Source organism: Pseudomonas cichorii (assembly GCF_019719005.1).
Classification (GTDB): Bacteria; Pseudomonadota; Gammaproteobacteria; order Pseudomonadales; family Pseudomonadaceae; genus Aquipseudomonas; species Aquipseudomonas cichorii_E.
Genome location: NZ_JAIGPJ010000011.1, coordinates 49076 through 61067, shown reverse-complemented (window position 1 = coordinate 61067; position 11992 = coordinate 49076). Strand labels below are relative to the sequence as shown.

Annotated in this window: 10 protein-coding genes; 7 read left to right on the top strand and 3 right to left on the bottom strand. The window is 57.5% G+C overall.

Annotated elements, in window-relative coordinates:
- The first annotated feature begins 45 nt into the window (after nt 1-45).
- From flgA to K5D32_RS10880, 4 genes are all read left to right on the top strand, one after another.
- Nucleotides 46-804 (top strand): flagellar basal body P-ring formation chaperone FlgA, encoded by a 759-nt coding sequence (flgA, locus tag K5D32_RS10895; RefSeq protein ID WP_221575672.1) that lies wholly within the window; start codon nt 46-48, stop codon nt 802-804.
- A gap of 162 nt (nt 805-966) precedes the next feature.
- Nucleotides 967-1284 (top strand): flagellar biosynthesis anti-sigma factor FlgM, encoded by a 318-nt coding sequence (gene flgM / locus K5D32_RS10890; RefSeq protein ID WP_221600245.1) that lies wholly within the window; start codon nt 967-969, stop codon nt 1282-1284.
- 50 nt (nt 1285-1334) lie between these two features.
- A complete protein-coding gene (locus tag K5D32_RS10885) occupies nt 1335-1802 on the top strand; it encodes a flagella synthesis protein FlgN (RefSeq protein WP_198728467.1) in 468 nt (155 codons plus the stop codon).
- An 82-nt stretch (nt 1803-1884) separates the two neighbouring features.
- Nucleotides 1885-2631, top strand: coding sequence for a flagellar brake protein (locus K5D32_RS10880; RefSeq protein WP_221575670.1), 747 nt, complete (start codon nt 1885-1887; stop codon nt 2629-2631).
- Between the two features lie 83 nt (nt 2632-2714).
- On the opposite strand, the gene K5D32_RS10875 is transcribed toward K5D32_RS10880, so the two are convergent.
- The gene (locus tag K5D32_RS10875; protein WP_221594162.1) at nt 2715-4055 is read right to left on the bottom strand and encodes an MFS transporter; all 1341 of its coding nucleotides are present in this window, start codon (nt 4053-4055) and stop codon (nt 2715-2717) included.
- A 56-nt stretch (nt 4056-4111) separates the two neighbouring features.
- Nucleotides 4112-5353 carry a glutamine synthetase family protein gene (locus K5D32_RS10870; RefSeq protein ID WP_221600289.1) on the bottom strand — a complete coding sequence of 414 codons (1242 nt, stop codon included), beginning with the start codon at nt 5351-5353 and terminating at the stop codon, nt 4112-4114.
- Nucleotides 5354-5736: 383 nt separating this feature from the next.
- Between K5D32_RS10870 and vioA the strand changes: the two genes are divergently transcribed.
- The 3 genes from vioA to K5D32_RS10855 all read left to right on the top strand — a co-directional run bounded on the left by vioA (nt 5737) and on the right by K5D32_RS10855 (nt 11148).
- The gene (gene vioA, locus K5D32_RS10865) at nt 5737-6852 is read left to right on the top strand and encodes a DegT/DnrJ/EryC1/StrS aminotransferase family protein (protein ID WP_221575668.1); all 1116 of its coding nucleotides are present in this window, start codon (nt 5737-5739) and stop codon (nt 6850-6852) included.
- A gap of 2 nt (nt 6853-6854) precedes the next feature.
- Complete coding sequence (locus tag K5D32_RS10860) at nt 6855-7580, top strand: class I SAM-dependent methyltransferase (protein WP_221575667.1); 726 nt, start codon at nt 6855-6857, stop codon at nt 7578-7580.
- A gap of 73 nt (nt 7581-7653) precedes the next feature.
- Entirely contained in the window at nt 7654-11148 is a 3495-nt protein-coding gene (locus K5D32_RS10855) for a glycosyltransferase (protein WP_221600243.1), read from the top strand.
- Nucleotides 11149-11186: 38 nt separating this feature from the next.
- On the opposite strand, the gene K5D32_RS10850 is transcribed toward K5D32_RS10855, so the two are convergent.
- Complete coding sequence (locus K5D32_RS10850) at nt 11187-11963, bottom strand: dTDP-4-amino-4,6-dideoxyglucose formyltransferase (protein WP_221575665.1); 777 nt, start codon at nt 11961-11963, stop codon at nt 11187-11189.
- Nucleotides 11964-11992 lie beyond the last annotated feature (29 nt).

The following is an 11992-nucleotide window of genomic DNA, read 5'->3' as shown; positions in this document are numbered from 1 at the left end:
CACACCAGATTTGGCAAGCGGCACGAGCCTTGCTTTTTATACGCCATGAACGCAAAGACGACAATTTTTCGACACCTGAAACTGGAAACCCGCAGACTGCTCTGCGTGATCGCTCTCCTGTGCCTTTCAAGCACTGCAAACTACGGTCGCGCCGAGAATTTCACACTGCCTGAACAGCTTATCGGCGTCACACAGGGGTTTCTTGAGTTCACAGTAGAAGACTATTTAGCGAGCAACCAGATTGAGGGCCGTTTTGAAATTCAGGTGAGGCAGCTGGACCCCAGAATGCGCATGGGCTCCTGTGACAAGGATTTGACAGCAAAACTGGAAAGCGCCAAGCCATTGGGCAGAGTGAGCGTACGCGTACGCTGTGAAGGCTCATCCCCATGGACTGTGTTTGTGCCGGCGGAAGTGAAGCTGTTTCGCAATGTGGTGGTGTCGGTACGTCCCCTGAAACGCGACAGTATTGTGTCGCAGGACGATGTCATGTTGAGGGAAAGGGACATCGGCAGCCTGGGTCTGGGCTTCCTCTCTTCACTGGATCAGGCAGTCGGGCAAAAGGTAATCCGACCAACGGTCATCGATCAGGTCATGTCCCCAGTGTTTCTGGAACAGCCACAGATGGTTCGCAAGGGCGACCAGGTGGTCATTACCGCCCGCAGCGGCTCGCTGGCGGTGCGTATGCCCGGCGAGGCGCTGTCCGATGGCGGTTTCAACGAGCAGATACGGGTGAAAAACCTGAATTCCAATCGTGTCATCAAGGCCAATATTATCGGCCCCGGACAGGTGGAAGTGGCAATGTAGATCGATTGAGGCTGGCGTCGAACGCGCGTTTTTCCTAGACTGCGGTGCATATTCCCGCGGTGGAAAGCCCGTTCCATATGCTTTTCACACAAAGCCTAAAGTTTTTTTGGGTTGGGCCGAAAACAAGGCAAGCGTCCAAACACCCAAGAGGTTTTTTCAATCATGGTCATCGATTTCAGTCGCCTTGGAAATTCACAGTCTGCCGGTAGCGTTTCGCGCACCGGGACTACAAAGGAAAGCGGTAAAACCGGCGCACCCGAATCTGCAGCAGCGGCTGCAAACGTCAAAGGCACCGGAGAATCCGTTCATTTGAGCAGTGAGGCTCAGCAGTTGCAGAAGATCACTGATAAGTTGGGCGATCTGCCAACCGTCAACAGCGCTCGCGTCGCCCAGTTGAAGCAGGCGATTGCAGACGGCACCTACACAGTGGACAGCAACCGCGTAGCCAGCAAACTGCTCAACTTCGAAACCCAACGCTAAGCCCTGTGCTTGCGGTGGATAATCTGGACGCTTGAAAACCAGAGCATGCGATGCAAGATACTACTTTGCTTCAGATGATCACCGACGGCATGGTTCCAACCCGGCAACTGCTTGAGTTGCTGCATGCCGAGTCACTGGTTCTGCACGGCCGCGACATGGGCGAGATGGAACATATCCTGGCGCAGAAACAGGCGCTGGTGATTCTCCTCGAGCAACATGGCCGCAGGCGCAGCCAGTTACTTGCCGGCCTTGGGCTACCTGCGAACCGCAAAGGTCTCCAGGAGCTGGCCAGCCATTCGGATGTGGGCGAACAGCTTCTCGCCGCGAGCGATGAACTGAGCGCATTGATCGCTGAGTGCCAGGCTATCAACGAGCAGAATGGTAGTCTTATCCAGTTGCAGCAGGTGACAACCGCTCACCAGCTCCGCATCTTGAAGGGTGCCGATACCCCGACGCTGTATGACAGTCGCGGATCGACCGCTGGAAGAGCAAGACCACGCCCGCTCAGTCAGGCGTAACTTCCTGTTTCAAGGTTTAGTGCGTAGTGGCAGAATGCCTGTTGTTGCGTTGCCGTAGTATTTTGCCTGGAGAAGTTAAAACGTGAATGGCTCAAGCGCGGATGATGCTCCGCAGCCCCCGAAGGTCCTCAATACACCTTTGGAAATTGCCGCCAACCTGCGGTTACTACATGAACATAATGATCCACTGATCATTACCTTTCATGAGCGCGCCCAACGCTTCCAGAGCTACCTGATCGAGGTTGATCGTGACAGTAACGTCATAGCCCTCGATGAAATGATTCCACGCGACGGTGAACGATTCCTGGCCAATGGCGAATCGTTCAGGGTCGAAGGCTTCCACGACGGTGTGCGCATCGCCTGGGAAAGCTCGGATCAGATGACCATCGTGGACGTGGATGGCCAGCGCCTCTACCGCGGCCCCCTGCCCACCGAAGTGATCTACCACCAGCGTCGCAACGCCTTCCGTGCAGCCCTCAAGCTCGCACAACTGGTCGACATTGAAATCGGTGGCGACAGACTCAAATCCCCTCTGGTCGGCAAACTCCTGGATATCTCGGCAACCGGCTGCAAGCTGCGCTTCGAGGGCGATGTGTCCGAGCGCATGCAACTGGGTCAGGTATACGAGCGTTTCATCGCCAAGCTGCCTTTCGGGGCGATGACCGCACCGGTCGAGCTGCGCTACCTGCACTTCGAAGAAAGATTCCACACCACCTTCGCAGGCGTACGCTTTCACAACATGAGCGGTCTGGTACAGCGCCAGGTGGAACGCTTCGTTTATCAACTGCAGCGCGAAGCGCGTCGGTTCGATAAAGACGACGATTTTTGATAGAAGCAGTTGCAAGCTGCAAGTTTTAAGCTGCAAGCTTTTGACTTGCGGCTTTTAGCTTGCAGCTTGCTGCGCCCTCCCCATCAAGGCCGATTGATTTCCTCTTCTTCCAGCCTCACCGACGGTTCGGCATTGGCCTCAGGTGCCACTTCCGGCTCGACCGTGGTCTGCATCTGCTCCTGAACCACCTGTTCGTCAACCCGCGGATCAAGCGCTACCACCAGCGGCGAACTGGACATGCTGTCCGGCATTGCCACGTGATGCAGCGGCGCGTCGTCCACCTGATGCTGATGGGTAACCGCTTTGGGACGTGTCAGCAGCGCCAGCACCAGTGATATGAAACACACAAATGCATAAAGCATGTTGCTGCCGAACTGTTTCATCAGGGCGCCAGCTACCAGCGGCCCGATGCTGGCGCCAATGCCGAAGGTCATCAGCAGCATCGCCGTCAGCGACACCCGCCGCTCCCCCTCCACATGGTCGTTGGCAAAAGCCACCGCCAGTGGATACAGACTGAACTGCACCAGCGAAGCAATGAAACCCACCACCAGCAGCATTTCCAGCGGCATGCTCGGCAGCACCGCAAGCGGCAAGGCGGCGATCACCAGCACCCCCGCGAAGGTACGCATCAGTTGCGCCCGGTCATAACGGTCGGAAAGCAGACCCAACGGCCACTGCACCACAAGACCGGCAAGAATGCAGAAACCCATGAACATACCGACATGTTCGGTCGACAGACCTTGCTGGGCGGCATACAGCGGCGCCAGGCCATAAAAGGCTCCGACGATAAGCCCCGAAGCCAGCACCGTAGTCAGTGACTGCGGCACCCGACTGATGAAAAAGCGCGGCTCCAGCGGTGCAGGACGCAGTGGCGCAGGGTGAATGCTGCGGGTCATGGCCACTGGCACCAGACAGAGGGCAAAACACATGGCGATCAGCATCAGCAGCTCAGGCCCGAGCCCTGGATGAACCACCAGAATCAGTTGCCCCAATACCAGCCCCAGGTACGACGCAATCATGTAGCCGCTGAAGACCATGCCTCGCTGGCGTGCCGCCGCCTGCTCGTTGAGCCAGCTTTCGACCACCATGTACTGACACATCATCCCCAACCCGACGATCACGCGCAGGAACAGCCAGGCCGGCAGCCAGTTGATCAACCCAAGTCCCAGCACCGCAGCGCCGACGATCCCGGCGCAGGTCGCATAGGCACGGATGTGCCCTACACGGCCGATCAGGCGGTGACCTACCTTGCCACCCAGCACCAGCCCGAAATAGTTGGCGGCCATCATCGCACCGATCCACAGACCGTCGACCTCATCGGCCGCCAGCCTCAAGGCCAGGTAGGTGCTTAAAAGACCCGAGCCGATCAACATCATCAGCGAAGCGAAATACAGACCCCGAAAAGACTTCCAGATTTGACGCATGGACATTCCAAAAATAAAGAGTGTCGCCCGTACAGGCGACGCCAAAACAACGGTTCTTAGACCTGGGCACCCAATACACGCCGCTCCCAGGGGGTTATTTCATCAAGAAAACTGGCCAGTTCCATGGTCTTCGAGGCGATGTAGCCTTCGATAAACACATGCCCAAACAGTTCCTTGGCCAACGGACTGCGTTTCAGACGTTCCAGAGCGGCGTGCAAGGTACAAGGCAATGCCAATTCTTGCGGCACCACAATTTCACCCTGGATCGGCGCTGTGGGCTCCAGTTTGTGTTCGATGCCATACAGACCTGCCGCCAGGCTTGCCGCAATCGCCAGATAAGGATTGGCATCGGCACCCGGCAGACGATTTTCCACTCTTCTGGCCTGGGCCGCACTCGCTGGAATACGTAGCCCAGCGCCGCGATTATCGTAGGACCAGCACGCGTTGTTGGGCGAGGCATAAGGATGAAACAGCCGTTGGTAGGAATTCACATGAGGCGCAAACAACGCGGTGAAATCGACCAGGCATGCCTGCTGCCCCGCAATGAAATGCCGGAAAACCTCTGTCGGCTGGCCGCTTTCATCACTGAAGACATTACGCCCCGACGCCGACTCCACCACGCTCTGGTGAATATGCATCGAACTGCCCGCCGTCTGCGCCAACGGCTTGGCCATGCACACCACGTTCAGACCGTGCTTGAGCCCGACCTCCTTGAGCAGGTGTTTGAACAGGAAGGTCTGGTCGGCCAGCAGCAGAGGATCGCCATGCCACAGATTGATCTCGAACTGGCTGACGCCCATCTCGTGCATGACCGTATCACGGGGCAACCCCAGTTCCGCCATGCACCGGTAGACCTCGCTGAAAAACAGGCGCAGGCCGTTATTGGAGCTGATGCTGAACGCCGAAAAACCCTCTTCACGCCGACCATCCAGCCCTACCGGCGGCACAAAGGTCAGGGAAGGGTCGGGATTGGGCGCAAAGACAAAAAACTCAAGCTCGGTGGCCACGACCGGCGACAAACCACGCTCGGCATAGCGGGCAATGACTGCCTTGAGCTGCACCCGCGTCGATAACTCGCAACCTTCACCGCTCAGGTTATCGGCATCACAGATCGCCAGCGCGCGGGGCGGCTCGCTCCAGGGCAGACGATGGATCTGTTGCGGATCAGCGACCAGAGCAATATCACCATCATCGCTGCTGTAGAAACGCGCGGGTGGATAGCCTCCCATGATGCATTGCAGCAATACACCACTCGCCAGTTGCAGGCGACGGCCCTCAAGGAAGCCGGCAGCGGTCATCACCTTGCCTCGTGGTACGCCATTCAGATCCGGTGTCACGCACTCCACTTCATCGATGCCCGCCAACCGTTGCGCAAGGGAATGGGGGTCACTGCAGATCATTGCTCAATCCTTTGATTGTCATTGAAACCGCCAGGCGGCAATCCGTACAAAATACGCATCGGGCGTTCTGAATATCAAGCACTGAGATTACTTCATCGACAGGATCACAACCCGGACACCCCAAACCCCGGCACGGCACTCTTGGCCGGTTTTTTGCTTTTACCATCGGCAAAACAGTTTGGCTGCCATTTTTATGTCAACGCTATTCCCGCAAACGGGGAAGGCGTCAAGAAATGTCCTGTCGAGCAGCAATCATCTGCGACACGAGTAGAGAACTCTCCATGAGCGCATCGATTCCCGTAACTCGTCCCCTGTTACCGCCTCTTGAGGAATTCATTCCCTACCTCGAACAGATCTGGCAAAGCCACCAACTCACCAACGGCGGCCCGTTTCACCAGCAGCTCGAAAAAGAGCTGGCCGAGTATCTGGGCGTTCAGCATCTGTCGCTGTTTTCCAATGGCACTCTGGCATTGATGACCGCCATTCAGGCGTTGAGAATCAAAGGCGAAGTCATCACCACGCCCTACTCCTTCGTCGCCACCGCTCACTCCCTGCTGTGGAATGGCCTGACCCCGGTGTTCGTCGACATCGACCCCAACACCTACAGCCTGGACCCCGACCGCATCGAAGAAGCCATTACCCCGGCGACCACGGCAATCATGCCCGTGCATTGCTACGGGATCCCGTGCGATGTGGACCGCATCCAGCAGATCGCCGACCGCTATGGCCTGAAAGTCATCTATGACGCGGCTCATGCCTTCGGCGTGCAGTTCCGTGGCGAGAGCCTGCTCAACCACGGCGACCTGTCGGTACTGAGCTTCCACGCCACCAAGGTGTTCAACACCTTCGAGGGCGGCGCCATCGTCAGCCCGGATGCGAAAACCAAACAACGCATCGACTACCTGAAGAACTTCGGCTTCGCCGATGAAGTCACCGTGGTCGCGCCCGGCATCAACGGCAAGATGAGCGAAGTGAATGCCGCTTTTGGTCTCCTGCAACTGCAACACATCGACCAGGCCCTGCTGAAACGTCAGCGCATCGACGAACGCTATCGCGAGGCACTGGCCTCGGTGCCCGGCATCGACATCGTCTGGCAGAGCACCGAGAAGCATAATTACTCGTACTTCCCGGTGCTGGTCAGAAAGGAGTTTGCCGTTTCCCGCGATGGTCTTTACCAACGCATGCGCGACCGCAACATCCTCGCACGCCGCTATTTCTATCCGCTGATTTCCACCTTCCCGATGTACAGAGGCCTGGACTCGGCCAAGCCTGATCGCTTGCCCATCGCCACCGACCTGTCCAACCAGATCCTGTGTCTGCCCATTTTCGACAGCCTCACCGATGAAGCCTTCGAGAGCATCATCGATGTGATCGTCACTGCCAGTAATGAGAACTGAACATGCGAACGTGCCCGGTATGCTCCTGTCGCTTTCCGAATTTCTATCCGCTGGGTAGAACCTATCTGGAAGCCGCCCATCGTTTGAATGTTTATTACTCGATGGAAGACTACGAAACACTCAATGTCGGCCAGTACAGTTGCCCGGAATGCGCAGCCTCGGATCGCGACCGGCTCTACGCCCTGTTTTCCATGCACATACTGAACAACCCACAAGGCCAGGCCCTGCGCATTCTGGACATCGCGCCTGCGCCGGTGCTGTCAAAGTTCCTGCGCAGCCTGCCCAATGCCCGGTATCGCTCGGCAGACCTGTTTTCGCCCATGGCAGATGACAAGGTCGACATAATGGACATGAACATCTATCCCGATGAGTCATTCGATTTCATCGTCTGTTCCCATGTACTCGAACACGTACGTGACGATGCCAAAGCCATGTCCGAGCTGTACCGCGTGCTGGCCAAGGGCGGCTCGGCGATTCTGATGGTGCCTTTGCTGCTGACCGCCACCACAACCGACGAAGATCCGGACGAAGAAAACGTGGATGAGCGCTGGGCGCGTTTTGGCCAGGACGATCATGTACGCATGTACGCCAAACATGACTTCGTGACCCGCCTGGAAACAGCCGGATTCCAGATCGATGCCCTGGGCACCCAAGCCTTCGGTGACGGGGTATTCAAACAGCACGGCATTACCGAGCAATCGGTTCTGTACATAGGCCGCAAGTGCTGAGCGAACCTTGCCCAACTGCGCCGACCCCGTTGAACGGCTGGTCCTCCCTACTCTCTTCACACGTGGTATTGCGATGAGTTCTTCACGTCTGGTCAGTATTGTCATCCCGGCTTACAAGGCCACTTTCTTCGAGACCGCGCTTGCCAGCGCGATCAGCCAGAACCACGACGACGTTGAAATCGTCATCTGCGACGATTGCCCGACCGGGGCCATCAAGAACATCGTCGACAAACTCAGCCCGGGCAGCCGTTGGCCCATCCGCTACGAGAGAAACCCGGTTGGCCTGGGCGAAGAGCACAACGGTGCCCGCGCCATAAGCCTGGCCCGTGGGCAGTTCATCAAGTTTCTGTACGACGACGACATTCTGGTCCCCGACTGCGTACGCCTGCTCTTCGATGTTCTGCACGACAGCCCCGACATCAAGATGGTCTGCGCCACCCGCAAACTGGTAGACGACAAAGGCCAGTTCATGCAGGACAACATGGCCACCCGCAACCCGTTCGGGCGCAATGTCGTGATCAATGGTCCGGAACTGGTGTCGTTTATTGCCCAGTACCCGATCAACTTCATTGGCGAACCCAGCTCAGTGATGTTCCGCCGCGAAGATGCACTGGTGTTCGGCAATGAAATCATGTCGCTCAAAGGCATATTCATCTGGGGCCTGGCGGACGTTGCGCTGTTTGTGAAGCTGCTTCGCCAGGGCAATCTGGCGATGCTTGCGCGTCCGCTTTCCTACTTCCGGGTTTCCGATCAGCAGAGCAGTGAAGTCTGCCGTAACAACCCTGAACTCCCGAGACAACGACGCGCCGATTACCACCGCATCACCCGCGAACTTGGCTGGGTACGCCCGGAAGAACAGAACCGCACCGTCAAGATCGCTCCACTGTCCCAGCGTGACAATATCCAGGAACTTGATCTGGTTGCCTACTTCGACCGGCGCCCCGAGAACCAGCGTCGCAACCAGCAGGTCGCCAGCTGGCTGGGCACCCGCAGGCCAACGGTCCCGCAACAGACGCTCATCCGTCAGCACCTGCAGGATCATGATGGCGGCCCGACGATTGCCATTGTCGTGTCGGACTTCAATCAGCAGCCTGAAAGCGTCCTCAGCACCGTGCAGAGCCTGGCCGGCGACCCGCAACTGCTGGACAAGCTCAAGGTGTTCATCCTTGCCGATTACGACACGTCGAATCAGACACCGCTGCAAGCCCAGTTGCCCTGGTTGAGCGCCACAGTGCAAGACCGTGCCATCGTCATCAATGAGCTGATGGCAGAAAACGAGCACGACTGGTGGGTGCTGGTCGACGCAGGGACCACTTTCACGCAAAGCGGTCTGCTGAGCGCGGCACTGAAGCTGATTGACGCGCCACACGCCTGCGCCCTGTTCGGCGATGAAATCGCACTCGAAAATCAGGACGGCGCCAGCCTGGGCCTTCGACCTGAATTCAGCCTCGACTACCTGCTGGCCAGTCCTTCGGCAACCAGCCGCAACTGGCTGTTCAGCAGAGAGAAAACCCTGCTGGTGGGCGGTTTCAATCCCGATCATGCACAAGCCATAGAGCTGGACCTGATCCTGCGCATGATCGAGCACCCGGACTTTACCGAGTTTGCCCATTCGGCCGAACCGCTGGTGCTCGCGCCACAGGCCCGGCCTCAGTACAACAGCGACGAGGTCCGCACGCTGCAGCGCCACCTGTTCGCTCGTGGCTATGGCGACAGTGAAATCCAGACTACCGAGTCAGGCCATTACCGGATCACCTATGGCCACGCCGGGCAGCCGCTGGTTTCCATCATTGTCAGCTCCAATGATCAACTGGAAACCTTGTTGCCGTGCGTAGAGAGCGTCCTGGAAAACACGGCCTATCAGAACTATGAAATCCTGATCAGCGACAATAACAGCCAGTCAGCGCAAAGCATTGAATGGCTGGCAAACATCGATTCGCTGCAATCGGACAAGATCCGCGTCGTGCGTCATCAGCAGACCCTGAGCCAGTCCGCCCTGCTCAATAGCGCCGCTCAACAGGCAAAGGGCGAATACCTGCTGCTCCTGGCTGACAATGCCGCCATCCTGCACAAGGACTGGCTGCACAACCTGCTCAATCAGGCGCAACGGCCTGAAGTCGGCGTGGTCGGGGCCAAGGTTCTGGCAGCGGACGGCAGCCTTGCCAACGCAGGCATCATTGTCGGCCTTCAGGACACCGCGCAGCCGGTCACAGGCGGTGAACCTGCTGCCTCGGCATCCTTTGCGCCACGTCTGGAAACCGAACAGAACTACAGCGCAGTCAGCGGCGCATGCCTGATGATCCGCAAGTCGCTGTTCGACGATATACAGGGTCTGGAAGAGCATCTGTTCCACCAGTACTTCAACGACGTCGATCTGTGCCTCAGGGTTCGCGATGCCCAGCATATGGTGGTCTGGACACCTCATACCATCATCCAGTTGCGCTCGGCCCCTCAAACCATCGATGCCCAGGCTCTGGACTTCGCCCGGCGAGCGCTGCATCACCGCTGGCTGCATTACATGGCCTGGGACCCGGCCTACAACACCAACCTCAGCTTGCAGGCAGGCAGCTTTGTCAGCCAAGGCAACCCGCAACTGGCATGGCGTCCGCTGATCCATCGCCCGTTGCCCGTGGTGCTGGTACAACCGGATGATGCCCATGCAGGCACTCGCGTCGCCCAGCCACTGCAAGCGCTGGGTACATCGTTGGCCGTGGACGGCGTTCTGAGCAACGGCCCTCTCTCGCTGCCGGAAATCGCCCGCCTGAGCCCGGACACTGTTGTGCTGCAAGGCTCGATCACGCCGGCGCAGATAGAAACCATCGGCGCCATCAAGGAACACACCAATGCCTGGGTGACCTTTGATCTGCCCCACTACCCGGAAGGCCTTGAATCGGCGTACTCGTTGCGCAGTGCGCTGGAGCTGGTGGACGCCGTCACCGTGCCGACACAGGCTCTGGCGGATCTTGTCCGGGATGCGCATCCGAACATTCAGGTGATCCCGACCAGGTTGTCGCCCGATATCTGGCTGAATGTGCAAAGCCAGCGAGGCACCCGAGACAAGCCGCGTGTGGGCTGGGTCGGCACAGCCGATCAACAGGCCGACCTGCTGATCCTGTCCGGCGTGATCGAGGCCCTCGCCGACAAGGTGGAATGGGTAATCATGGGGCCTTGCTCGCGCTGGCTGCGCCCTTACATCCACGAACTGCGCTCTCCGGTGGAAGGCGTTCTGTACCCTGAACTGCTGGCCAGCCTGAATCTGGACCTTGTGCTGGTTCCGGCTCAGTCAAGCCTGAGCACTCAGAGCAAGAGCCCGGTTTCCCTGCTGGAGTTCGGGGCTTGCGGCTACCCGGTGATCTGCAGCGATACCTTGTGTACCGAAGGCAACCTGCCGGTAACGGCTGTCAGCAATGAAACCCCGGCCTGGATTGCGGCTATCGAGGCGCACATCAGTCAACCTGACGAATGTGCTCGTCTTGGGGATGAGTTCAGGCGTGAAGTGAGAGAGAACTGGATGCTGGATACGACGAATCTGCAGGGCTGGCAGACTGTCTGGTCAAGGCCTCAATAAGGCCTGCTGCCGAGGCGCCACAAGGACGTGGTGCCTGATCAGGCTTTGTCCAGAACAACCCTGATGAAATACTTCTCACCCAGCTCATCATGGAAATAAGCATTCTTGAAGTTGCCATGTGATGTAGCACGCAACAGATTGATATGGTCTCGCAAAGAGCCCACTTCATCCAGGTTCAACTCACACAGTTCGTTATAGTCCTTGATACCGTTGTAATTACCTTCGGACAACGGTTTGAATACCTCGTAGCTGCCTTGCAGGATTCGCGGCAAGTACTCGCGCATCAACTCCTTTTCCGCCTCGATGACGTTGTTGTAAACCTCAAGCGACGTTTCACCTGACCCTATCGTTACCGGTTTCTGGGCAATGATATGGCCATGGTCGATCTCTTTATCCATGACGTGAATCGTTGCGCCCACCGGCAGGCCGTTGAGTATGGAAAAAGCCTGGGGATACCAGCCACGGTTGAAGGGGTTGAACCCCGGGTGGAAGTTGATACAGCGCACGCCTTCTACCAGGCGCTTGGGGAACAGCTGTTTGCAATGAACACTCAGCACCAGATCGTAATGACTGATGATGAAGTCTACTACCGTGTCGTCTTTTACATTGATCTCGCAAGCCCCCAGTTCAACCATATTCCGAGGCGCTTTGTTGTAGGAGGTATAGCGCAAGTCCAGCGTGACAGTTAAACGTTTATCCAGCGTTTCAAGGCACTCTATCAACGCCGCAGAAAGGGGCGGATTATCGGAAACAACCAACAGTTTTATTGCCGACGCCTGCCCCGAAACCTGCTGATTATCTTCTGTCAACTTCACGGAATTTATCCATATGCCAGTTAAATTGC

Bases quoted from the DNA above. Each gene is read 5' to 3' on its own strand.
- flgA (WP_221575672.1), top strand. From the start codon at position 46: ATGAACGCAAAGACGACAATTTTTCGACACCTGAAACTGGAAACCCGC.
- flgM (WP_221600245.1), top strand. From the start codon at position 967: ATGGTCATCGATTTCAGTCGCCTTGGAAATTCACAGTCTGCCGGTAGC.
- K5D32_RS10885 (WP_198728467.1), top strand. From the start codon at position 1,335: ATGCAAGATACTACTTTGCTTCAGATGATCACCGACGGCATGGTTCCA.
- K5D32_RS10875 (WP_221594162.1), bottom strand. From the start codon at position 4,055: ATGCGTCAAATCTGGAAGTCTTTTCGGGGTCTGTATTTCGCTTCGCTG.
- K5D32_RS10870 (WP_221600289.1), bottom strand. From the start codon at position 5,353: ATGACCGCTGCCGGCTTCCTTGAGGGCCGTCGCCTGCAACTGGCGAGT.
- vioA (WP_221575668.1), top strand. From the start codon at position 5,737: ATGAGCGCATCGATTCCCGTAACTCGTCCCCTGTTACCGCCTCTTGAG.
- K5D32_RS10860 (WP_221575667.1), top strand. From the start codon at position 6,855: ATGCGAACGTGCCCGGTATGCTCCTGTCGCTTTCCGAATTTCTATCCG.
- K5D32_RS10855 (WP_221600243.1), top strand. From the start codon at position 7,654: ATGAGTTCTTCACGTCTGGTCAGTATTGTCATCCCGGCTTACAAGGCC.